The sequence below is a fragment of the Methylorubrum extorquens genome (assembly GCF_024169925.1).
Taxonomy (GTDB): domain Bacteria; phylum Pseudomonadota; class Alphaproteobacteria; order Rhizobiales; family Beijerinckiaceae; genus Methylobacterium; species Methylobacterium extorquens_A.
Genome location: NZ_JALJXF010000001.1, coordinates 3,414,282 through 3,436,667, shown reverse-complemented (window position 1 = coordinate 3,436,667; position 22,386 = coordinate 3,414,282). Strand labels below are relative to the sequence as shown.

Below are 22,386 nucleotides of genomic sequence, written 5' to 3'. Positions count from 1 at the left end.
CAACTCCAGCGTCCGACAGCGCAGGTTCATGGGGGACTTCAGACTAAGCACAGAGGGCAGCCGTCCAGGCTGTTTGCATCTGCGTCTCAGAGCAACGCAAACGTTCCCCCTCGGTGCGGAACGCGGCCATGCCGCGAAAGAGGCGCTGTTCCATCCCGTACGCCTGCACCGAGTCCGGCCAGCATTGCCGCAGCCGAAGCTCCCACCTCTCACCGAGCTCCTCGTGGGGGACGTGCAGGTTGAACTCGGCCTGCCGTACGGCGGTGTCCTGAGCGTGCCCGACCTTCCAGATGTTGCGTCGGCCGAAACGCATGGCATAGGTCCATGCCTCCGAGCCGACGCTTCTGGACACCGTTCCCTCCCAATCGACCGGCACCGGGCCGGTGGTGGGACGACCGTGTCCCAGGGCTTGATTGAGCTTGGTCAGGCGCTCGATAACGGGATGCGTCGGCACGACGACCTCATCCCGCGGGAGCGCCAGGACGGCTCGCGCATCGGCCTCGTCCAGTTTGACCGCGCGCACCGTCGCCTCGAAGGTGAGCTGCTCGCGCAGGACGTCGAGCAGCTTGAGACGAGGTTCTCTGAACCGCCATGCCCGCAAGATCGGGAGGCCCTTCGGCCACGCCAGCGAGCCGTCCGGGTTCACGTCGAACGAGCGCAAGGTGGCGGGGTCGATCAGGTCTCGGGCATCGACTGCAACGCGGGCAAACTCGGCGATTCCGAGCAGGCGGCCACGCTCGCCTTCAGCCGTCGGCTCGCCCTGCGTGCCCACGTAGACAATGAGGTCCCCCGGAGAAGAGGCGGTGATTAAGGCGTCACGGTTGCCCTCCTTGCCGAACGCAACGACGGGGCGGGAAACCGGGTCGAAGCCGTAGAACCGCTTCGCGAAGATCCTCATCGCGCCCCCGCTAAGCCGCCATGCTCATATTGAAGACCTCGGTGAGATCGGCGTCGGAGACCGGCGGCATGAGCAGGTTCCTCGACGTTTCCCGCTTACGTTCGAGAAGCTTGTGCAGCGTCACGTCGAAGGTTCTGTCCCCCAGCGTGGGATGCACCGCGATGGGGATATGGACGGTCACGGCCTTCTCTTGCCCGATCCGATAGACGCGGTCGTTGCACTGGTCCTCAACGGCCGGGTTCCACCAGCGGCTAAGGTGGATCACGTGGTTCGCCGCCGTGATGGTCAGTCCAACCCCAGCCGCCTTCGGAGAGAGGATCATGGCGTCGAAGCCCCGGCGTCGCGCCTGGAAATCATCAACCATATTCTGGCGCTGGCTACCAGCGACGGAGCCATTGATGATTAGGGGCCTGTCCATCCCGAACACCGTGGCCATCGCTCCAGCGAGGAGCTTCTGCATCGCGCGCTGTTCGACGAAAACCAGCCCCTTCTCACCCCTGCGTTGGAGGTCGCGCAGAACTTCGAAGGTCTTGCCCAACCGCGCCGACCTCTCAATCCAATCCCAGCACTCCCGCTCGCTAGCGAGGTCAACCTCACCCGGGTCGCCCGGGTAGAGCGAGACCGCGCGAAGATGCTGGATAATCTCCAACATCGCGCCCCGGGCCCTTGGCCCTCCATCCAGGGCACGCGCGACGATGTCCCCGTAAGCCTCGGCCTGTGCTGTGGGCATCTCGGTCCGGTAGGTCTGGACGCGCTTCTCGGGCAAGCCTTCGAGCACGTCCTCCTTCATCCGCCGCAGCATGACCGCTGGTGCCCCGTCGAGAGGCTTCCTCATGCGGTCCGAGAGGGCACGGTAGCGTTCGGGGTCGCCGTCCCGATGATCCTGCGAGAATGAGCGCAGGTCCCGCAGGAATCCAGGGAAGACCCTATCGACGATGCACCACAGGTCCTCGACCCGGTTTTCGATGGGGGTGCCCGTCAATCCAAGGATGAAGTCCGCGTTGACCGCCTTGGCCGCCAAGGTGTTCAGCGTACCGGGGTCCTTGACCTTCTGCATCTCGTCGAAGAGGACGGCGGAGAAGTTGATCCGCGCGAATGAGACGTGGTTGTCGGCCAGCGTCTCGTAGGTGGTGAGCACCCAGTCGTGGTCCGCGATCTTGCGCCAGTCGAGCGTCTCACCCTGCTTCCTGGCCTCCTCGTCCGGGTTCCTGAACTTCTTGATGCCGGCTCCGAAGACGTCAGCGAGGTTCTTGCCGAGAGCATCGGGCGCGAGGTGCCGCCGGGCCTCCTGAACCCAATTCTGGAGGAGCGCGGTCGGCGCGACGATCAAGGTAGGGCCCTTGCTGACCCCGGTCACGCCGCGGTCGCGGGCCGCCTCTCGGTTCGCCTTGAGCCATGCCAGGAAAGCGAGGCCCTGGAAACTCTTGCCGAGCCCCATGTCGTCCGCCAGCAGCACTCCCGGCCAGCCGGCCACCCAGGACCCGACGAGCCAATCGAAGCCCTCTTGCTGGTGCGGCTTGAAGCGGGTGGCGCCCATTCGCCCGGCTGGCGGCTCCAGGGGGATAACGGCCGTGCGGGGTCGCCTCCGGACCTCGTAGGTCACCCCCTCGAAATTGGTCTCGATCAGGACAACGACCGGCTCGGTGGCGCCTTGCCGCGGCCGGTCGGCCCTATCCTCGGGCGTCTCGTCGACCTGGCCGGTCTCGGCATCCACCGGCATGCGTTCCCGGATGGCGATCCCGACGCCTTCGAGGATAGTGCGGGCGGTCGGCAGCGGGACGTGGCTTTCCCTGAAGGGGACCTCGTCCTCACCCGCATCCTCCGCCGCGCGCGTGTCTCGACCTAGCTTGCCGGCCTCCTCGCGGGTGATCTCGTCCGGCTTGCCGTCGATCTCGACGGGGAAGCGCTCCGGCAGCCATTCGGTGCCCGCCTTCGAGAGCCAGGTCAGCTCGGGTCGCTGCCATACCCCGAGCCCAATAACCCGATCCGAGTATTGCTGCGTCTCGACGAAGATCGCGGAGAGCGACGCGTCCTCCGTATCGAGGCCGAGCTTGGTCGCGATGGCCGTGCGCGGGTTCCTCAGGAAGGCGCGCTTCCGCTCCTCGGGAGCGGCACGCATCTCGCGCACCACGTCCAGGGCCCGCTGCAGGTCCGGGTCGATCAGGAGGTACGTGTTCCGCCTGAGCGCATAGGACCGGCGGACGCCGTCCGCGGCATTGTCGAATGCGCGCAGGAACGCCTTGCGGTCCTCGCTCACCAGGAGGGTGGCGGCCTCGTCGTCCACCAGTTCGTCGAAGTCGTCGCCCCCGTCCTCGGAGACGGGCGCGTTATCCTCCAGCGAGCGCGCCACCGTACGGCTCATGAGGATGGGCGAGAACTCGATGGTGCCTGGGGCGTGCCTCACGTCCAGGGCGAAAGACCCTGCCTGGAAGACGGTCAGACTCTTCGTGTAGGCGTCCGCGCTGATTTCCTCCCCCTTCACCGCGGCGAGCGCCGCGGTGACCGCGCCCCAACGCGTGACCTTCGCGTCGAGGTCGCCAGGCGCCGCGGCATTGAAGCCGTCGATGGCCTCCGTCAGGAAATAGAGGGGGCCGCCCAGGCGCCTGACGCGTTCACCCCACTGGACCTGCAGGCCTGTACGCCTCGGCATGATGGGGGTGTGCGAGGCCTCCATCCAGGCGGTCTCGATCCGGCTTCCGCTCTCGCCTATGGTGCCGTGGAAGGAGATGTCCACGAGAAGTGGCGCCAACTCAGGTAGGCCGATGAGGGAGGCGAGCATGCCGTTGAAGGTCGCTGCCGCGTCATTTCGGACGAGCAACGCGTCGCCTTCCCAATGCGCTGCGCCTTCGGCGACGAGGGGTAGGAGGTGGCGCGCCGCGACGGCTTTCGCCCCGGTTAGCCCTTCCCACTCGTTCCTCGGCAACGTCTTGGCGCCGCCGAATAACCCGGTATGAACGAGGGTGACTTCAACGGCTCCGAGGCCGCAGCGTGACCGGAAGCGCGTCGCCATCACGGGAGCCTATATTCCGATTCCATGATCCGGACGTTGGTCAAGGCGAAGATCTCGTCGGCCACTTTCGACTGCCAACGGTACCCATCGGAGCCATCGTGCCTGATCCCTGACCGCGTGAATTCCGCTTGCTGCCCGGGCGACAGCCTCACCTCGTTCGTATTGTACCTGGAACGGCTCAGTTTCGGTGCAGTCGGGTCCGAAGTCGAATGCCATACGTTGCACCGGCCGTTCTGGCTCCATTCCGCGATGATGCCGGCGCCGACGCGCAGCAACAGGACCGCTTGACCCTGTTCGACCTGATTGGCGGCACCGGCTGCGAAACGGGCGTAGGGAGCCTCGACCTTGAATAGCTTCCGTGCCGTCAGGTCTCCCAAATCGTCGAAAACGACCCAAGCGTCCGAAATGAGCTCGCGGCGATGAACCGCCTCCCAGAAGGCGCGCCGGTATTGCCATTGGCTGGCTTTGGCACCCCGGTCGACGACGTCGAGGAATTGGCGAAGCGACAGAGACGTCAGCCAGCGCCTGACCGTGTCGACCGAGCGCATCGGCATCCAGTACGCCTGTCGCAACCGGGGATCGCCGAACTTGGACACCAAGAACCTGAGGTACAGGTCGGTTATGTCCCTTGGGGGCAGCGTGTCGCCGTAAGGAAGCACAAGCGCATCGACGAGAGCCCCTCGATGCTGCTCGTAGAGAACCGTCCCGTTGCGTCGCAGGCCCCATTCCGAGATGCGTGCCAGCCGGTCCTGATGGCTCAGGCCCATGTCCGAGGCGAGTTGACGAAGGCCGGCTAGGAATGCCGCCTCGGCAAGGCCGCCCTCGGCCGCCAGGTTACGGATACCCGCGTCCTCAAGGGCCTTGCTGGGTGACGTCCTTGACGCGAGGGCGCGGCCGGCGATGATACGGGGCGCCTCGTCGGGTTCGTAGAGATGAAGGGTGCGGGCGGCATCCGAGAAGGTGCCCGTGAAGTCCGGTGCGATGCCTCTCAAGGTGTCGGCCACTTGTCGGATCACGCCGGCCCGTTCGGATGTCTCCAGGGGCTCGAACTTCGAAAGATAGACTGCGGCCAGACGACGGAACGCCGACCGCTTGCCACCCCTCCTAACGTGGTCGAGCAACCTTCCTAGCACGACGGGCATGTCGGCAAGCGGCCGCCTGCCCTCCCAGATGCACCACGCGGCTTGGTTGAGGTCTCTACGTTCCGGTATCCGGCCGGTCTCAAACGCGTCGATGAGGCGACCGGCGATCTGGTCAAGGTCGTCGGGCTTACGCTGTTCCAGGGTGACGCCGGGGTCGACTATGAGCGCCGCGGCCGCGCTCACCCGTGATACGGCTGGGACCGCTGGGAGGTTAATGACGCGGCCGGGGATGGCGGCCAACGCGGCCTTCATTTGCATGCCTGGACGCTCTCGTCGCTTATTGCGGCCAAGCGCGCGATCTGCGCCTTCACCTGCTCGTTCAAGGCGATGATGTCCCGCAGGTTGATGGTCGTGTCCGCGTCCATCACGAACCGCAGGTCGATACGCCTGTTGCGCGCCCACACCGTCCTGTCGTCCCCCGCGGCGATGGGCCTTGTGGAGGAATAGCCGGAGACCGACACGATCTGCTCTCCGCGCCGGTTGCGGAACTCGCGCAACTCGGGCGAGCCCGCCAGGATCTCGCGATAGGTGGAGGTGGCGCGCTCCGTCGAGAGCAACCAGTTTCGGCGGTCGCGCTCTGCGGCGTCGGGCACGCCGGTGGTGTCGGTGTGGCCTTCGATGAAGATGGTCTCCAGCCCTGCCCCACGCGTCGCGTTGCAGTCCCTGCCGACCGCCGTGCCCTTGCATGCAGCGTTGTCGGCCACGACGGCGGCGAGGATGCGTCCGACCCGGGCTATCGTGTAGCGGGCGGACTGGTCCAAGTCCGAGCGCCCCGGTTCGAAGCGGACCGCCGCCTCAGTGAGGCGGAGGACGCCATTGCGCTCATCGATCTCGGCTTTGATGTCCTGTTCGACAAGGCGCCGGTTGATGTCGGCGAGCAAGCGCCTGCGCTGATCGGCGGCGAGTTCCAACGCCTCGACCTGACCCCTGACCTCATCCTGGATGCGGTTCACGTTGGTGTTGATGTCGGCGCTCAATTGCGCATTCCGCATCAGCAGTTGCGTGAGGCAGTCCTTGATGCGCTTGGAATCGTCGTCGCCCACTTTAAAATTCAGGGCGAACACCATGAGCATGATGATGAAAATGAAGAGCATGCCGACCATCATGTCCGTCATGGACACGAAGTAGTTCTCGCTCTCTTCGGCTGGCTCGTCGGTCGCGGTCAGCATCGTTGGGGCCTACGCGTTCGCCATGGCTTGGCGAGGCAGGCGGCCGAGGAACTCCTCGAACACCTCGCTGATTTCGGCGGTGTTTTGCTCCATGGCCCCGGTCGTCACTTGGAGGCGCTGAACGGCGTCGGCGCAGCCCTGGTCGATCTTGCTGACGAAGTCGGTCAACACCTGTTGCTGGTTGGCCGTCTCGGTAGCTAGGAACTGAACCGCCCTTGAAAGGGCCTCGTCGACCGCACCGAAACGCTCCTCGTAGTTCCGCCAAGCGACCTCGATCTGGCGGTTCCCGTCCTCAAGGCGCGCGGCCAGCGTCCGGGCTGCTTCCTGCCCGACGCGAAGGCTTTCGGCGGCTCCCTTCGCCGCTTCCGCCAGGGCTTCCGTAGATGTCGCGATCCGGTCGGAGGCCTGAAGTAGCGGGCGAGAGGCGCCTGTCACGCTACTGGCGACGTCGCCGAACGCAGACGAGACGACCTTCGTCTGCTCGACCGTTGCAAGGCTGGCGCGGTTTTGTGCCTCGAAAGATTGCTCGGAGGCGCGGAGGGCGGTCGAGAGCCGGTCGACGTCGCTGCGCAGTTGCGCGACCGTCTCGGCGAACCCATTCCGGATTGCCTCGGCAGTGTCGGCTGCCGCCTTGCTCGCGGCTGCAGCCGCGGCTTCCGCCGCACCCTTGGCTTTGGCCGAAGCGTCGCTGGCATCGCGTGCCGCTTGGTCCTGAAGGCCAGCCATCGTAGCCTGGAAAGCCTCCATTCGCTTCTCGACCTGCGAAAGCATGCCGGCCATTCCGGCTCTTACCGCCTCGGAGGCGGCTGTGCCGGCGTCGGCTACGTCCCGGTTCAGGCGCTCCTTTGTGGCATCTGCGGATTGCCTGAGGGCGTCCAGCACCGCCTCGATGGTATCGCGCGTCGCGGCGTTGTTGGCGTTAAACTGGTTGCCGGCTCCTTCTATGAGACGACCGAGCGTACCGGTGACCTCGGCCATGCGACGGGCAAAATCCTGGCCCGAACCGGTCAGGTCGCCGCGTACGTTACCGAGGGCGTCCTTGGTCTGGCTGAGGACGACGGCGAGTTCCTTGAGCTCCGTGCCCGCAGTCCCGTGCAGGGTCTCGGAGAACTGCTTCAGCAACCCCTCCGTGCCCGACCGGCTGGTGTCCTCCAACTTGCCGACTGTGGCCTCCAGTTTTTCCGCGAGCGGCTTCACGGCTTCACCAACGGCCGAGGACAGGGCGGGACCAAGCGCTTGTCCGAGGCGGTCGAAGAACTGGACGTCGTTGATCTCCTTGAGTTGTTGGAGTTGCTCCTTGCTGGCATCCGCAAGGTCCACCAAGGCATCCTGGTTCGTGAGAAGGGTGGTCCGGCGCTCGACCTCACGACAAAGCCGTTCGAAGCCTCCCTCGATGGCGATGGAGTAGATCTTAAAGAGCAGGGCCAACGCGAGCGACGAGAATAGGCCGGCGATGGATGTCGAGAACTTGAACGTCGCCGCGTCGAGCAGTTCCCGAAGTGACTGCGTCATGTTCTCGGGGGAGCCAGTGACCCCGCCCGCGGCCTTCGACAACGCCATCACGAGGCCTACGAAGGTAAGGAGCAGGCCGAGCCCGACGAAGTAGCCGGGGATGGTCGGCATCAGCTTCAGGCCAGGCAGCCGTTCGCGTGCCGTAGCCGGAGAGAGAAACGCGTTCGGCCTCGCCGTTCGGACGACAGAGTTCTTCCTAATGCAGGTCTTAGAGAACTCTTCCCAGCCATGGCTAACCAACGGATGATCACGTAGGCGCTGGTTGATCCGGTCGAAGTTCTGCAGGAACGCCGCTGGCGACGAAGTTGTGCCTAGATCCCTGCGGGCAGCCCGGAGTGATACGCGAACCGCGATGACATGTGTGAACAGCATGGCGAAAGCGATTGCCACGGCCGCCGAAACAATGGCGCAGGCTAGGGCGAACGCGAATTCCGAGTGTCCGACGTTGTTGAAGTCGCCTCGTCCAACCTCTCCAACAACTTTTTTTAGTATGCCCAAGTTCGATTTTGTGGAGAGAACCGGCAGCAAATTAGAGAGGGCGTAGCCTGCCAAAAAAAACGCAACGAATGCCGGCAAGCGGAAGAGGGGCGACCAGAGAAGTGACTTCATAGCTGCCAGGAAGGTGTTGCTCAGCCTATCGGAAACCTGTCACGCGAATCGGGCTCAAACAAGCGCGTCGCCGCATCAGTCGCACTCTAAGTGGTCCTGGATGCTGCCCAATCTGGTAGGTCGGGACGTTCCCATAGCCGCATCTCCTGTGGCCGGGCTCCAGGTGAGCACCGTGCTGGTGCCGTGCACCTGTGGATCCCCAGCGCCCGGACTTGTGCGGGCACCACGGCCGCGACAGGGTCGGCTGCATTCAGGAGATGCACCGATGAAACCCGAGGACCAGCACTCGACCAACTGACCGCCGGAGTGTCGCCGCGTGCCGAGCCTCCGCATCCCGCGAGGCTTCGATGTCACACAGAGTTCTGTGGTCCAGTGACCACCATTTCGGCCACCGCGCCCTGCTGGGCGAACGGATGTCCACGCGTCGCCCGTTCGCCTCCATCGAGGAGCACGACGAGACGCTGATCGCGAACTGGAACGCCGCGGTGGGCCCAGAGGACACCGTCTGGCACCTTGGCGATTTCTGCTACCGCTGCAGCGAGGACTACGCCCGCTCCGTGTTCGGCCGTCTGAGAGGACGCCGCCGTTTCCTCGTGCGTGGCAATCACGACAAGATCGGCGCCCGCCTGCCCTGGGACGATGTGGTCGACGTCGCTCGGGTCGTCGTCCAGCAACCGGACGGCACACCCCAAGGCGTTTGGCTGAGCCACTACGCCCACCGAGTATGGCCGCGCATGCACCGCGGCGACCTGCATTTCTACGGGCACTCACATGGCACCCTGCCGGGCACAGCCGCCAGCACCGACGTTGGCGTCGATTGTTTCGGCTTCCGACCCGTCACCATCGACGAGATCCGGACCCGGCTGGCCGAGAACGCCCAGGCCACGGCTGGCGCACCGTGAGCGCTTCCAGCCAGTCCTGGGCGTCCACGAGACTACGGCCTGGCGAGGCCTAAGTGTTGCTCCCCCGACCTGTACCGGCTTGACGGAGCCGGTTTCAGTTGCCAGTTTGTTCCATCCCTGGGCGGTCGCCGTCCCATCGCGAGACCTCAGTGTTCCATCTCCTGCGCCTCATACGGATAGCGTCAGCCGCCGGCCGAACCTCGCTCTCCCACAACGCCCTGCAGGGGGCCTGACCGACGCTTGGCGTCCGGCGGCCCCGAGAGAGGCTGCCTTGACCGACATCGTCACCGACCATTCCGACGCCCGTACCGCGCCCGGCCGCACACCCTCACCGTGCCTTACCGCGCTACCGCCCGACACCGAGGATCCCGCCCGCCAGGTCGGGGAGATCTTTCGGCGCCTGAGCGGCTGCCATGCCACCTACGGCGAGACCGGCTTCGCCCGGGTCGTCGCCGCCGTCCTCGTCGCCCTCGGCAGGGCCGCGATGGAGGAGTCCGAGCGGCAGGCTCGCCGCTTGAGGGAGCGGACCGCGCCGGCCGGCCCCGGCGTCAGGGTCTCCGCGACGGCCCGCCGGATCGACTTCGACGGCTGGGACCCCGGCGAACGCGACTGACCCCGCAAGCAGATTATCCGAGGAGCACCTCATGCCCGACAGCTTGAAACCGATACCGTACGCCGCGGGCCGTCTTCCGAGCCCGCCGGCCATCCTCTCCCTCACCCCATCCGAGACACCCGCAGGGCCCTGACCGGCGCGCATGGAGGCGCGCGGCGGCCCCGTGCCGGAGGCCGCCATGACACCCAAGAAGACGCCCGCACATACGCTTCACGACATCGCCCGGCGCACCGCCCGCGCAGCCGACGAAAAGGGCTACCTCGACCTCGGCGCGGCACCTTTCGAGCCCGCCTCGCCCGAGGAGGCCCATGCCGCATTCCTGGACGGTAACACCGTCCCCCGGATGCTCGCCACCGCGATGCTGGTGGAGGCTCTGTCCGAGCGCGAACAGGCCGCCATCAGCGTCCGCAACGGCCTCGCCGTCGTGGTCGAGGTCGCCCATCCCGAGATGGTCGCGCCGGTCGCCGACGCCCTCCGCACGGCAGGGACGTTCTCCGAAATCCTGCAGCGCTCGGGCGGCAACAGATCGCAGGATCGACCGGACCACGGTTGCGACAAGGTGGCCAACCTGCTCGGGGCCGGCGCCAACGTGGCCGGCGTCTCCCCGTCGCCCACGCGCTACCTGCCCTCGACACTGACGGCCGCCGCAGACATGCACCTGACCCTCGGCGCTCCCACGCCCAGGGCGGTCAGGTCGATCATCGGGCTCGTCACCGGCCGCCGGCCCCGGAAGCTGCCGCCGCTCGCCGGCCTGACCTTCCTCGACGTCTGCGCCGCCATCCGCCGCAACTCCTCTGCCGCGGCTTGCACGAAGCGGCTCTCGGTGATGGCCGCCACCAAGCTGGCCGTCGTCGCCACGAACGACGCCCCGCCGCTGGAGCAGATGCACGGGCTCGGCGAGGCCAGGGAGTGGGGGCTGGCGCTCGCCGCCGCGGTCGAGGAATGGCGCTCGGGGAGGCCCTGGGAGAGCCTACCCGACAAGTCCGTGGTAATCGGGGGCCCCCCGGGGACCGGCAAGACCAGCTTCTGCGTAAGCCTTGCCAGGAGTCTAAAGCTACCCCTTCACATCACCAGTGCTTCAGCATGGTTCAGCGCCAACGGCGGGTATCTCGGGGACGTGATCGCAGCCATCAACTCGGCGTTCACGAACGCCTCCGCCAACGGGCCCGCGGTCCTGTTCATCGACGAGCTCGATGCCGTCCCGAACCGAGATACCCTGGATAGCCGGCACCAAAGTTTTTGGACCCCCGCGGTGACGGCCCTGCTGCTGGCCCTGGACTCCGCGGCGTCGAGCAGCGCCAACCTCGTCGTGGTCGGAGCGACGAACTATCCTGACCGCCTGGACCCGGCACTCGTCCGTCCCGGCCGCCTGAACCGCGTCCTGAACATCCGCATGCCGGACGCCGACGCCATCATCGGCATCCTTCGGCAGCACCTGGGCGACGCGCTCCCGGAAGCCGACCTGACCCCGTTCGGCATCCTCGGTGGCGGTGCCAGCGGTGCGGACATCGCCGGTTGGGCTAGGGCCGCCAAGGCGGCGGCCCGCTCCGCCGGCCGCGCGGTCGCGATGGACGACGTCGTCCGCCAGGTCTGCCCGCCCGAGACGCGCCCGCCGGAGACCGTCCGGGCCATCGCACGCCACGAGGCGAGCCACGCCGTTCTCGGGGTGGTGACCGCCACGGGCGAGCTTGAGCTCGTGACCGTCGTCGAGCGTGGCTCGTTCGCCGGCTGCACGAACGTGCGCCTGCAAAACCCCGCCATGATGACTTCCGCGCAGGTGGACGCCCTGGCGGTGACCCAACTCGCCGGCAGGGCGGCCGACGAGATCTGGGGCGAGCCGACCTCCGGCGCCGGCGGAGAGCGGTGGAGCGACCTCGCCGTCGCCACCGAGCTCCTCGCGACGAAGGCCGCTTCCTGGGGGCTCTCGGGCTCGATCCTGTACCGAGGCGACCGGACGGAGGCGCAGGCCCTGATCCGCGCCGACGGCAAGTTTAGGGAAGGGGTCGAACGTGACCTGAACCGCCTCTACGCCCGGGCTCTTCGCCTGGTCCGCGAGAACAAGGACCGCATCGAGCGCGTCACCGACCGGCTGGTCGAGCGCCGCGTCCTCGGCGGGGCGGAGGTGCGCGCGATCATCGCCGACACCCCGCCGACGCCCGTCCACGAGGCCAGGGACACGGCGGGAGGCCTCCATGCCTGAGGACGTCGAAGCCCGCATCGCCGAGGTCGTCATGGGTCTGGTGCGCCTGTCCCGCCTCCTGCCGCCCGACGACATGGACAGCCTGCTCGGGGCCGTCGCCGTCGAGGTCGAGACCGGGATGGAACTCGTCGAGGAACGCCGCCTTACCCGCCGGGCAGACGGCAACGTCGTGGCCTTCCCCGGAACCTGGGGGCCGTGAGCGGACCCCAGGGTCCGCGCCGCGTTGTCCACAGGCTTGTCGGGCCAATCGCTACGCCCAGGGTTTTTTTAACCTGTCCTCAGCCTGGGCGGTGGCATCGTGCCTTCACCGCCCGAACATCGATCTCACGGCCAGAACCTGGCCCAACCGGAGGAGAGCAACCATGCCCTGCATATTAGCCCGTCCCTTCCGGTCCGGCGGCGTCCGATTAGCGGCGATACCCCCTCACCGGAACTGACTTGGCGCCCTTCCCGGGCGTCCAAGCCTTCGAGCACCCGAAGGCGCGCCCGGTCCACCTGGCGCGACGTCACGCCCGTCCCAGGAGGTTCGTCATGCCGTCACGCCACAGCATCCTCGTGTCCAGAATCGAACAGCGCCGCGCCTGGCATCTCAACGCGGATGCTTCCGCCCCCAAAGGGTGACAGGCTAGTCCCGGCCAAAGGGAGACACCGGGTACGTCGCGCAAGCGGCCACCGGGCTCGTGGGCTTCGACTGGTCCGACACCGATCCGGACCGCCATCCCGCCCCGAAGTGGGGCGGCGCCTCCGTCGGCTCCATCGGAGACCCGTTCCGCGGGTTCGAGCACACCTACGAGAGCGAGCCTGAACGCGCGGTCCTGACCGTGCTGATCTCGCTCCCGGGCGTGCTCCGCATCCGCGAACAGCGGACGGTGAAGTACCGGATGGCTGACGTCGACCGCCCCTACACCTTCGACATCCACGTCGATTGGGTGGGCGGGGTTCGTGAGGTCATCGCCGTCAGGCAGACCACCGAGGGCCTGCTAGGGGACGAGACGGTTGAGATCGTGAAGACGATCTGCGCCCAGCACGGGAGCAGGCTCGCCGACGATTACCGCGCCGTCACCTACGAGACCCTCGACCCCTTCGCGGTGCTCAACGGCCGGGACATCATCGAGTGCGGCCGCGACCGCGACGAAGCCGGGAAGGCTGCCATCCGGAAGGCGCTCCCGGGGCTCGGTCCGGTCACCACGCTCCGCGAGGTCGCCATGGCCACCGGCCTGGGCCCACGCGGGGTGCGGGCGGCAAAGGCTCTCCTGCAGTCCGGGATCCTAATGAACCCGCCCGGGAAGAGGCTGGACCTCGACCTGGAGCTGGGGAACCGGATCTCGGGCCGCAGCCCCCGAGAACAGTAACCATCCCCCTTAATCGAGCCGACAGCTCCGTGCGGGAAGGTGACGCCCACCTTCGCCTTCCCGCCGGCAGTTCGGACGCCTGAGAACGAGAGCCATGCCAGCGCAAAGCTACAACTTCGGCCGCAACGACCGCATCACCATCGACGGCGTCCACTATCGGCCGTCCGGTCGTCAGGGGCGTGCCAACCTCCTGCGCCTCGTCATCGACAATGCGGTGGTGGACACATCCATCAAGCCCCTGACCGACGAGGAATACGTCCGGCTGCATTCGGCCAGGAAGATCCGCATCGAGGAAGGATACTTCTCGCTCGCCTATCAGCTGCTGCGGGACCGGGCGGCGGGCACCAACCTTTCGGATCTGTCCGACCTCGACGACGGGCAACTGCGTACGGTCGCCTGGAAGGTCGAATGGTGCGTCCGCTTCAACCAGGCCCGCGTGGGCGCCGCGGGCCACGAGAGGCGTCCGAACAAGACGCCGGAGGACATGGGCGCCTTCATCGCCAGCGAACGGGAGCTGATCCACCGCTGGTATATCGACACCTTCCACGTTTCCCGTCCCCCGGGCCGCAAGACCGCGGGTTACCCGCGCAAGACCTACGACTACCCGGGCCCGACGACCCTGCGGGAATGGCTTGTCCTCTTCGAGGCGGGCGACGGACAACCGGGCGTGTTCCGACCTCAATACGACAAGTGCGGCAACCGCAACCAGCTCGACCCACGGGTCCGGCGCATCGTCGAAAAGGAGGTCCGCGCGTACGCGACCAGCAACAGGATCAAGCCCAGCGACGTGTTCACGCGGGTCGAAACCGAGCTCATGACCCTGAACCGCCGGCTTCCGCCCGAGTGCCACGTCTCCGTCGACGAGACCGCCATTCGCCGACGCATCAAGAAGCTCCCGCCCCTGCTCGTCGACATCGCGCATCTCGGCCCCAAGAAGGCCGAACTCAAGTACAACCCCGTCAGGGGCATGACATCGGTCGATGGTCTGACCAAGCTCGGGCGCATGGATCGCGTCGAGATGGACGACTGGGAAATCGACCTGTTCGCCATCCTCAAGCACAAGCATTCCAAGGGCGCTGTCACCACCAAGGCCAGGCAGGCCGCGCGTGAGATGCAGAAGAACCGTCAGGCAGTTCGCGGCACCGTCACGGTTGCCATCGACACGGTCACCAAGTGCGTCGTTGGCCTGCATGTCACGCCCTTCGCCCCGTCCGCTGCGGGTTCGAAGTCGGCCCTCCAAAGCATCGTGGTCGACAAGGATCCAATGGCCAAGCTGGCGGGGTGCATCAGCGATTGGCCCATGATGGCGCGGCCGCGCGAGGTCGCGACGGATGGCGGTGCGGCCTTCCTCGGCGACTTTCATGCCACGCTCGGGAAGCTGCAGGTGGAGCACCGCTACCCTGGCAAGAACCCGACCTCGCGCGCAACAATCGAGTCCTTCTTCCGAACCCTGAAGAGGTTTTGCCGCATCTACACCGGACAGTCCTTCTCGAATGTCGTTGAGAAGGGCGAATACAAGTCCGAGCAGATGGCAAGCCTGGTCTTCGACAAGCTCCATCGGAGCCTCGTGCGGTTCATCGTCGACGAGTACCACCACAAGAGCCACTCCGGGCTGGGCGGCGAACGGCCCTATCGGGCGTGGGAGTTCAACAGCGCGGAAGGCAAGGTGTGGGATGCGCTGAACCCGGCGCCGGACGATCACAACCGGCTCCTGGCCTTCGGGCTGGCCGTTCCCAACCGGGTTCTTGCGAACGACGGGATCACCTACCTTCAGGCGGTCTACACGCATGACCTGATGGCTGTGCTGCGGGCTTTCCTCGGCGAACGCCGGCTCACGATCGTCACCGACCCGTGCGACATAGGCGCCATCTTGGTCAGGATCCCGCCCGACCTCCGGCACCGTTTCCCGGGAGAAGGTGCCTATCTCCGCTTCACCTGCGAGAAGCTGGAGGGGGTGAGCCTCGCCGAATGGCTCAAGGAGAACCGGGACCTGCGTCGCTTCGAGAAGCAGGAGAAGCTCGCCGGAAACCCGTTCCGACTCACGGCGCACCTCGACCTGATGCGGGAAGCCGAGGAGGCGCGTAGGGCGGCCGGCGTGCCCTCGCACATCATCTCAGAGGAGCAGCTCAACCGCATGGTCAAGCTGCTCGAACGCAGGGGCGCCCTGGCCCGAGCCAAGCAACCCGCGCCGTCCGGGCCTGCCATCAACGGCGACGCCGGCCCGGGCAGCATCGGGACCTCCCTGGCGAAGCCTTCCGGCCGACGGAGCAGGTCACCTACCGTGGTCGCCACCATCCCCGGGGCCGAGGCCCTCGGCAACTCGACCAACATGGACGACGAGGACGAGGCATGAGCGACGACGTGGATGCCCAGGGCCATGTCCAGCCCGGCGTTGCCGGCTTTATGGACGACGACAATGCATACCTGCGCACGCTGCGCGAGAGGATGCCCGCGAGGAGCCAGGCCATCCTTGCTCGCCTGGACCAAGTCAACGAGGTCTATGTCACCTGCCGGCGCGACACGATTTTGGCCGAGGCCTTCGAGACTTTCATGGAGGATTTCCTGTCGACGAGTGGAGGCAGACGCAGGGAAGCCGACATCTTCTTTTTGACCGGCGAGAGCGGGGCGGGAAAGACCGCGGCCGTCGGACGGCTGCTACGGCAGAACCCGGTCCTGCAGCCTACCCTAACCTCCTTCGGGACCGTCCGCCCCTACGTATCCGTCAAGCTCTCCGGATACACGCTGCCACGTATCGTGGCCCAACAGATCATCTCCGAGTCCGGGCATCGCGTTAAGGCCGGGACGAGGCAAGGCGACGCCTGGAACGAGATGTCCCCGGCCCTCAGGCGACGACGCGTCATCCTCGTCCACATCGACGAGGTCCAACACCTCATCAGGAATGACGGCACAGACCTGGCTAGGATTGCGGACGCGATCAAGGGCGTTTCCATCGCGAGCGACTGGCCCGTGGCGTTCGTCCTCTCCGGGCTCCCCGGCATCCGGGCGCTCGCAAAGAAGGACGAGCAGTTCGAACGCCGCGCGAGATGGGTCCATTTCCCGGACTTGACGATGCCCGAGGAGGAAGGGCTCGTGATCCGCATCCTCAAGAAGCTGTCTGAGGCTTCCGGCCTCGGTATCGGCTCAATGGCCGATACCGACATGCCGTGTGGCGTATCGCCCATGCTTCCCGATACCGTTACGCCCGAGTTAGCCAACTTGTCGTCGCCGCCATCCATCAAGCCTTGCGTGCCACGGATGACCCGGCGGAGCTGCTGCGCGGCCATTTCGCGCTGGCCTACGCCAGTCGGTCTCGCGCGCGCAACAACAACGCGATGAACCTGTTCTTGGTCGACGATTGGAAGGAGCTCGAACCCGGCAGCTTCCTCGACGTCGAGGGCCCGGAGGAGGACGAGGATTGACCGAGCTTCAACTCATCGAGCCGCTGGATTGGAAGTTTCCGCCCAAGCCGGGCGAGCCCGCGGCTGGATACGCCTCCCGGCTGGCCGCGCTCAACGGCCTCGATTTCCCTACCTTGATGCGCCTAGCCGGCATCTCCGCCGAAGAGGTGCACAGCGGCCTGGAGCCGGGCGTGCGAGGGGTTGCTCAGCTCGGCGGGCTGGATGACGTGCAAGCGGAGGCCTTGGCGTCCAGCACTCCCGTCAGGCCTTCGAGGCGCAGGTTGGGTCGGCTCGGATCCGAGACGCTCGTTCCGGGCGCCGTACTCGCGGGGTTCTTCCGCTTCTGCCCCCATTGTGTGGCGCAGGATCTCGTCGAGTCCCCTCAGGACGTGCCGTTGGCCGCGCGTCCCTGGCTGCGCCTCGAATGGTCGATCAACCAGATCCGTTCATGCCCGGCGCACGGGGTTCGGCTCGTCGAAACCCGACGCCTCGAAGGGCGGGATCTAGTCATCGATTTCGCGCGGACGGTGGCGAATGAGGTGCTTCCGAGACTCGACGGGCTACGCGCGGAGGCGGTCACAGTCGAGCCCAACGCGTTCGAGGCTTGGGTCCTGCGCCGGCTGAGGAACGTCAAGGAGCCGGGGAACTGGCTCGATACCATGCCCCTGAACGCCGCCGTCACGGCCTGCGAGAGCCTCGGCATCGAAGGTCTTGGCGCCGAGCGGCCGCGCCTGTCGAAGCTTGGGAACGATGCGTGGGCGGCCTCCTCGCTAGCTGGTTTCCGCGTCGCGTCCGGGGGGGAGGCATCCATCGTCAGCTTCCTCGATACGCTCGTGGCGCGGAGCCACGCGGCGGGTTTCGTCGGGGCGAAGAGCATCTACGGCTACGTGCTTGAGGTTCTCGACCGTACCCTCGACGACCCCGGCTTCGACGCTTTCCGGAACATCGTCCGCCGGCACGCCATCGAGAACGTCCCCTTGGCGGCAGGCAGCCAAGTCCTGGGGTATGTCCTTGAGGAAAGGCGTCTGCACACGACGACCTCCGCCGCCGCCGCGTCCGGGACCACCCATGCGACCCTGCGCGCGATCTTCGCGAGGTCCGGCATCGCGCCGCCGGCCGGTGGACCCGACCACCAGCGCCTGACCATCCGGGTGGACGCGTTCGAGACGCAACTCAGGGAGTTCGGTGCCGCCCTCACGGTAACCGACGTACGGGACACGGTCGGCATCCCGCACAAGCACATCCTGGAACTCATCGCCCGGGGAATGGTCCCCACGTTGTTCGGCTCGCGCGAGGTGCACCGAGCTCGGCATCGCGTGGCGCGGGCCGATGTCGAGGCCTTCATGGCCCGCCTGTTCGAAGGGGCCGTCCCGGTCGAGGCACCGACCGCGAGACAGGTGAAGTTCGGGCGCGCGTGTTTCTTCGCGTCGACCAACATCGGCGACGTCGTCGGCCTCGTCCTCGACGGCAAGCTCGGGTGGAAGGGCTGCCTGCACGGCGGTCGCCGCTACACGGACTTGCTGGTCGATGCCGACGAGGTGCTGGCGCTGCTGCAGGGAGTGGCACCGCCCAGGCGCGGCCTGATGAAGGCCGAGATCGCGGCGGAGACACCTGGGCTGCGGCTCGACGTCCTGACCCCCCTGATCGCGGCGGGGCACCTCATGGTCGAGCAGGAGTTCTGCCCGGAGACCCGGCGGCGCCTGCCCGTGGTGACCCGCGAGAGCTACGAGGCCTTTAAGGGACGGTACCTGACCCTGACCGAGATCTGCCATGCGAAGGACTTGAACGCCCGCGTGGCGAAAAGGCACCTCGCCGCGGCTGGCCTTGTACCGGCCTTCGACCCGGCGGTGTTCAAGAACGCCATCTACGAGCGGGCGGAGGCACTGGATGCAGCCCTGCACGACTGCCCGCCCCGGGGCGCCATCTGGGAAGCAAGCCATCGCAAAGGTGCGGTCAGGGGCCGTTCGCAATCTCGGAACGCGGCTCCAACCCATGCCGAACGGTAGCCGGCCGAAGGCGACAGGCTTGACCGTGTGAATGGCAGCAGAGGGAAGGGAGCAGCTTTTTCACGGTCAAGCTGAATTGGTTTCGACCCTCGTCGTCGCTTGCCGATCCTTGGCCGGACGTCATTGCCGCAGTCCGGACGCAGCCGGCGCGTAGTCGGCCCAAACTCCGTCGGTGAGGGAGAATTGCGTGCGGCCAAGAGCCATCGCGATCTCGCAATCGACCGCAAGGCGCTCCCGGATTTCGTCATCCGCAGCCTCGACCGCCTCCTTGGTCATCGGCTCGTCTCCCGAGATGACGTGCCTGAGGTAGGCCAGTCGCCCGAGGGCGTCCTCATGCGTACATCCCTCCCTCTCCAACTTGGCGGCGATGCCGGGTAGGTAGCCGGGGTCGACCGGTACCTCGATGTCGTCGAATACGAACCAGCGCATCGTGGTGTCGAAATTCGCCATGATGGTCTTCTCGCGCTCGGCGCAAAGCGAGAGGTTCCGGATAGCGCTTTGAAGGGCTTCCTGCCGGGTCGTGCAGGGGACCGCATTCCCGATGATGGTCGGCACGCCGACGGGTAGGTCCTCGAACGCAATGTCGGCATTCCAGCCGCGGGCGGTCTCATAGAGGTGGACGCCGGCGACGTTCGACAGCCGCCAATGCGGAGACGAGGTTGCAGCCTGCATGGTTGCCGGACGCTCGACCGCTTCGCTCGCATCGATGAGCTCGCCCTTGAGGGACTCAAACAGAGCGGCGGCACGCCTTCGGTTCGGCCGGCTTGAGAAGTCGTAGGCCATGAAGAAGGTCCCAAGGTCGATGGGCGCCATCGGCCCATCGCGGTGAGCCTCCCACCCACCACCGAAAAGGACAAAACCCTTCGCGGAGGCGTGCCGCATTCGGTCACTCGGAAAGCGGATCTTTGCAGCCGCCAGGACCAGAACTTTGGTCTTCTTTCGGTCGCAGCCCCTCTGCAAACGGAACGGAACTTCGAGCCGAAGATCAGAACGTTCTAAAATCCCGGGAAGAGGCCAAGCCGAAGCCTGAGGCCGAGGTGCCGGCCGAGGTGAAGCTGCTGGGTGAAATCCGGGATCTGCTGGCGGCGCGAAAAGTCTGAATCGCTCTACTTCTTTGGATCGCCCGCGTCGGGCGTGACGCCGAAGGCATCGAGAATCCGGTCGAGCGCCTGTTCGACGGCCTCGGTGCCTTCCTCGTGTGTCTTCAGGCGCGTCTCGAGCCGGCGGAGTTGCGGCTCGAATTCCTGCGGTACGGTCGGTTCGTCGCCGAGGAAGCGCGGCTCGGGGGCCGGCTCGGTGTAGACGCTTCGCAGCTCATGACCGAGATGGTCACGGACCGATTCCGGCAGCGGCGGATTTTCGGGAGGGTTTTCGGCGGTTGTGTCGGGGGCGGGCATCGTCAGTCCTGTCCGGGCGCAAACATCGTCTCGGACGGATCAACGAGTGGACCACGCGGAGCGTTGCGTACGGTGCCTCGCATCTCAGCAACAGCATGGCCGGAACAGGTCGAACACTGATCATCCGGGACCTTGGCCGGTGCGCACGAGCGATGCGTCACCGGGGTGGCGGCACCGCACGGTCGGCGTGCGAGCCCTCAGGGGCAGGTCGGAACTACAAAAAAGGCCCCGGCAATGGGTGCCGGGGCCGGATGGTGCCGCCCGTTGCGGGCGGCTCACGAAAGGAGTGACTAGTCGAGCACTTCGATGATCCGATGGCGGCCATCCACCAGCACCGGACGCTCGTTGACCACGGTGTAGCGGGTTCCGCGGGTCACGTTGTAGTCGTTCGGGACGTCGTAGTACGTCACGCCCGAGGACGGCAGCGTCGAGCCGACGACCACACGACCGTCGTAGTCGTAGGAGCGGACGTTGCGCTCACGGACATAGGAGCGGAAGCGCGGACGATCCTCGACACCGAGAATGCCACCGATCGTCCCGGTCGCCGCACCCACCGCACCGCCGACGATGCCGCCGATCGGACCCGCCGCATCGGAACCTTCCTGAGCGCCGCGCTCCGCGCCGCGCAGCGTGCCTTGCGCCTGGGCGGCCATGGGCAGAGCAAGCGCGATGGCCGAAGCAGCGAGAAGGGTCTTGATCTTCATGTCAGCATCTCCGTCGTTGTGACGTCCGCCGCAGTCTCAGCGCAGCGAAGCATGGGCCGGTAACGCCGCAGCCTCGAATTCGGATGCATGGAAAATCGAGAAAGGCCGAGATTACCCCACGGTGCCTGAAACGGAGGCAGATCTCGCGAAAGCTGTCGCGGGAGCGAACGACATCTTTCGATCTCAGCCCGGCGCGTGCTCGGTGAGGAACCGGTTCATCCGCTCCAGCGCCCGGCCGATGTTCTCGGCGGAGTTGGCATAGGAGAGCCGAAGATAGCCTTCGCCGTGCACGCCGAAATCCGGCCCGCCGATCACCGCCACGCCCGCCTCGTCGAGGAGTGCGGTTGCCAGGGCCTTCGCCTTCCAACCCGTGCGCACAATGTTCGGGAAGGCGTAGAAGGCGCCCTTCGGGGTGATACAAGAGACGTTCGGCAGGCCGTTCAGCCCGTCCACGACGAGGCTCCGACGCCGGTCGAACGCGGCGACCATCGCGGTGACGCAGTCCTGCGGTCCGTCGAGGGCGGCGACGCCGGCCCACTGCGTCGCGGCGTTCACGCAGGAGAACGAGTTTACGGCAAGCTTGCGGGCTGCGTCGTAGAGAGGTTTCGGCCAGACCGACCAGCCAAGCCGCCACCCGGTCATCGCATAGGTCTTCGAGGCACCGTCGAGCGCGATCAGCCGGTCGCGGATCTCGGGATAGGCGAGGAGCGAGACATGCGCCTCCCCGTCATAAGTCATGGAGCCATAGATCTCGTCGGACAGCACCGCGATGCCGGGATGGGCGGCAAGACCTCGCACCAGAGCGTCGATCTCGGACTTCGGCGTGACGCCGCCGGTCGGGTTGGCCGGCGAGTTGACGATCAGGAGGCGTGTGCGCTCCGTGATCAGCGAAAGCGTCTCCTCCGCCGAGAAGGCAAAGCCGTTGGCCTCGCGGATCGGCACCGGCACCGGGGTCGCCCCGGTGAACGCGATCATCGAGCGGTAGATCGGGAAGCCGGGGTCCGGATACAGGATCTCGGCACCGGGCTCGCCGAACATCAGGATCGCCATGAACATGGTGACCTTGCCACCCGGCACGATCATCACCGCGTCGGGCGAGACCTCGACGCCGTGGCGGCGATGGAGGTCCCGCGCCACCGCCTCACGGAGCGGCGGGATGCCGATGGCCGGCGTGTAGCCGTGATGGCCGTCGCGCAGGGCCTTGATGCCGGCCTCGACGATATGGGCCGGCGTCGGAAAATCCGGCTGGCCGATGCCGAGATTGACGATGTCGCGCCCTTGCGCCGCGAGCGCACCGGCACGGGCGAGAACGGCGAAGGCGTTCTCCTCGCCGATCCGTTCGAAGGATGACACGACAGGCAGCATGGCCTCGACCTTCCGTCAGACGCCGGTCGGGGCCGGGATTCGGCAGGACCTCACGAAACGCCCGCTCATCGACCGTGCCTCGCGGGGCACGGCAGAGCGGCGGGTGTCT

General features: G+C 66.4%; 17 protein-coding genes and 2 pseudogenes. 10 read left to right on the top strand and 9 right to left on the bottom strand.

Annotation, left to right across the window (positions count from 1 at the left end; translation table 11 throughout):
* Window positions 1-43: 43 nt before the first annotated feature.
* Genes J2W78_RS16255 through zorA form a run of 5 tightly spaced genes read right to left on the bottom strand, consistent with a single transcriptional unit; the run spans window position 44 to window position 8,340 of the window.
* Window positions 44-898, bottom strand: a complete 855-nt coding sequence (locus J2W78_RS16255) for a hypothetical protein (RefSeq protein ID WP_253372146.1) — start codon at window positions 896-898, stop codon at window positions 44-46.
* 10 nt (window positions 899-908) lie between these two features.
* Window positions 909-3,908 (bottom strand): DEAD/DEAH box helicase, encoded by a 3,000-nt coding sequence (locus J2W78_RS16250; RefSeq protein WP_253372144.1) that lies wholly within the window; start codon window positions 3,906-3,908, stop codon window positions 909-911.
* Window positions 3,908-5,308, bottom strand: coding sequence for an EH signature domain-containing protein (locus tag J2W78_RS16245; RefSeq protein WP_253372142.1), 1,401 nt, complete (start codon window positions 5,306-5,308; stop codon window positions 3,908-3,910). The genes J2W78_RS16250 and J2W78_RS16245 overlap by 1 nt, the downstream gene beginning before the upstream one ends.
* Complete coding sequence (locus J2W78_RS16240) at window positions 5,299-6,219, bottom strand: OmpA/MotB family protein (protein ID WP_253372139.1); 921 nt, start codon at window positions 6,217-6,219, stop codon at window positions 5,299-5,301. The genes J2W78_RS16245 and J2W78_RS16240 overlap by 10 nt, the downstream gene beginning before the upstream one ends.
* A gap of 9 nt (window positions 6,220-6,228) precedes the next feature.
* A complete protein-coding gene (gene zorA, locus J2W78_RS16235; RefSeq protein WP_253372137.1) occupies window positions 6,229-8,340 on the bottom strand; it encodes an anti-phage ZorAB system protein ZorA in 2,112 nt (703 codons plus the stop codon).
* Between the two features lie 347 nt (window positions 8,341-8,687).
* On the opposite strand from zorA, the gene J2W78_RS16230 reads away from it, so the two are divergent.
* From J2W78_RS16230 to J2W78_RS16195, 9 genes and pseudogenes are all read left to right on the top strand, one after another.
* Entirely contained in the window at window positions 8,688-9,242 is a 555-nt protein-coding gene (locus tag J2W78_RS16230) for a metallophosphoesterase (protein ID WP_367399391.1), read from the top strand.
* A gap of 271 nt (window positions 9,243-9,513) precedes the next feature.
* Window positions 9,514-9,855, top strand: coding sequence for a hypothetical protein (locus J2W78_RS16225; RefSeq protein ID WP_253372135.1), 342 nt, complete (start codon window positions 9,514-9,516; stop codon window positions 9,853-9,855).
* A gap of 178 nt (window positions 9,856-10,033) precedes the next feature.
* Window positions 10,034-12,055 carry an AAA family ATPase gene (locus J2W78_RS16220; protein ID WP_253372133.1) on the top strand — a complete coding sequence of 674 codons (2,022 nt, stop codon included), beginning with the start codon at window positions 10,034-10,036 and terminating at the stop codon, window positions 12,053-12,055.
* Complete coding sequence (locus J2W78_RS16215) at window positions 12,048-12,254, top strand: hypothetical protein (RefSeq protein WP_253372131.1); 207 nt, start codon at window positions 12,048-12,050, stop codon at window positions 12,252-12,254. The genes J2W78_RS16220 and J2W78_RS16215 overlap by 8 nt, the downstream gene beginning before the upstream one ends.
* A gap of 481 nt (window positions 12,255-12,735) precedes the next feature.
* On the top strand, window positions 12,736-13,407 hold the full coding sequence (locus tag J2W78_RS16210; RefSeq protein ID WP_253372129.1) for a hypothetical protein: 672 nt from the start codon (window positions 12,736-12,738) through the stop codon (window positions 13,405-13,407).
* A 94-nt stretch (window positions 13,408-13,501) separates the two neighbouring features.
* Window positions 13,502-15,760, top strand: coding sequence for a hypothetical protein (locus tag J2W78_RS16205; RefSeq protein WP_253372127.1), 2,259 nt, complete (start codon window positions 13,502-13,504; stop codon window positions 15,758-15,760).
* On the top strand, window positions 15,757-16,743 hold the full coding sequence (locus tag J2W78_RS16200) for an ATP-binding protein (protein WP_253372125.1): 987 nt from the start codon (window positions 15,757-15,759) through the stop codon (window positions 16,741-16,743). Before J2W78_RS16205 ends, J2W78_RS16200 begins: the two co-directional genes overlap by 4 nt.
* 19 nt (window positions 16,744-16,762) lie before the next feature.
* Window positions 16,763-17,266, top strand: a pseudogene (locus J2W78_RS24855) (TniQ family protein); the annotation flags it as partial.
* A gap of 198 nt (window positions 17,267-17,464) precedes the next feature.
* Window positions 17,465-18,811 carry a hypothetical protein gene (locus tag J2W78_RS16195; RefSeq protein WP_253372123.1) on the top strand — a complete coding sequence of 449 codons (1,347 nt, stop codon included), beginning with the start codon at window positions 17,465-17,467 and terminating at the stop codon, window positions 18,809-18,811.
* A gap of 120 nt (window positions 18,812-18,931) precedes the next feature.
* On the opposite strand, the gene J2W78_RS16190 is transcribed toward J2W78_RS16195, so the two are convergent.
* A complete protein-coding gene (locus J2W78_RS16190) occupies window positions 18,932-19,594 on the bottom strand; it encodes a hypothetical protein (protein ID WP_253372121.1) in 663 nt (220 codons plus the stop codon).
* A 206-nt stretch (window positions 19,595-19,800) separates the two neighbouring features.
* Between J2W78_RS16190 and mscL the strand changes: the two are divergent.
* Window positions 19,801-19,911, top strand: a pseudogene (gene mscL, locus J2W78_RS16185) (large conductance mechanosensitive channel protein MscL); the annotation flags it as partial.
* A 6-nt stretch (window positions 19,912-19,917) separates the two neighbouring features.
* Here mscL and J2W78_RS16180 read toward each other — a convergent pair.
* From J2W78_RS16180 to J2W78_RS16170, 3 genes are all read right to left on the bottom strand, one after another.
* On the bottom strand, window positions 19,918-20,208 hold the full coding sequence (locus tag J2W78_RS16180; RefSeq protein ID WP_253372119.1) for a hypothetical protein: 291 nt from the start codon (window positions 20,206-20,208) through the stop codon (window positions 19,918-19,920).
* A gap of 290 nt (window positions 20,209-20,498) precedes the next feature.
* Window positions 20,499-20,912 carry a DUF1236 domain-containing protein gene (locus J2W78_RS16175; RefSeq protein WP_253372117.1) on the bottom strand — a complete coding sequence of 138 codons (414 nt, stop codon included), beginning with the start codon at window positions 20,910-20,912 and terminating at the stop codon, window positions 20,499-20,501.
* A 183-nt stretch (window positions 20,913-21,095) separates the two neighbouring features.
* Window positions 21,096-22,277 carry a pyridoxal phosphate-dependent aminotransferase gene (locus tag J2W78_RS16170; protein ID WP_253372115.1) on the bottom strand — a complete coding sequence of 394 codons (1,182 nt, stop codon included), beginning with the start codon at window positions 22,275-22,277 and terminating at the stop codon, window positions 21,096-21,098.
* Window positions 22,278-22,386: the final 109 nt, after the last annotated feature.

Coding starts and splice junctions, on each gene's coding strand:
- J2W78_RS16255 (WP_253372146.1), bottom strand. CDS start 898: ATGAGGATCTTCGCGAAGCGGTTCTACGGCTTCGACCCGGTTTCCCGC.
- J2W78_RS16250 (WP_253372144.1), bottom strand. CDS start 3,908: ATGGCGACGCGCTTCCGGTCACGCTGCGGCCTCGGAGCCGTTGAAGTC.
- J2W78_RS16245 (WP_253372142.1), bottom strand. CDS start 5,308: ATGCAAATGAAGGCCGCGTTGGCCGCCATCCCCGGCCGCGTCATTAAC.
- J2W78_RS16240 (WP_253372139.1), bottom strand. CDS start 6,219: ATGCTGACCGCGACCGACGAGCCAGCCGAAGAGAGCGAGAACTACTTC.
- zorA (WP_253372137.1), bottom strand. CDS start 8,340: ATGAAGTCACTTCTCTGGTCGCCCCTCTTCCGCTTGCCGGCATTCGTT.
- J2W78_RS16230 (WP_367399391.1), top strand. CDS start 8,688: ATGTCACACAGAGTTCTGTGGTCCAGTGACCACCATTTCGGCCACCGC.
- J2W78_RS16220 (WP_253372133.1), top strand. CDS start 10,034: ATGACACCCAAGAAGACGCCCGCACATACGCTTCACGACATCGCCCGG.
- J2W78_RS16215 (WP_253372131.1), top strand. CDS start 12,048: ATGCCTGAGGACGTCGAAGCCCGCATCGCCGAGGTCGTCATGGGTCTG.
- J2W78_RS16205 (WP_253372127.1), top strand. CDS start 13,502: ATGCCAGCGCAAAGCTACAACTTCGGCCGCAACGACCGCATCACCATC.
- J2W78_RS16200 (WP_253372125.1), top strand. CDS start 15,757: ATGAGCGACGACGTGGATGCCCAGGGCCATGTCCAGCCCGGCGTTGCC.
- J2W78_RS16195 (WP_253372123.1), top strand. CDS start 17,465: ATGCCCCTGAACGCCGCCGTCACGGCCTGCGAGAGCCTCGGCATCGAA.
- J2W78_RS16190 (WP_253372121.1), bottom strand. CDS start 19,594: ATGGCCTACGACTTCTCAAGCCGGCCGAACCGAAGGCGTGCCGCCGCT.
- J2W78_RS16180 (WP_253372119.1), bottom strand. CDS start 20,208: ATGCCCGCCCCCGACACAACCGCCGAAAACCCTCCCGAAAATCCGCCG.
- J2W78_RS16175 (WP_253372117.1), bottom strand. CDS start 20,912: ATGAAGATCAAGACCCTTCTCGCTGCTTCGGCCATCGCGCTTGCTCTG.
- J2W78_RS16170 (WP_253372115.1), bottom strand. CDS start 22,277: ATGCTGCCTGTCGTGTCATCCTTCGAACGGATCGGCGAGGAGAACGCC.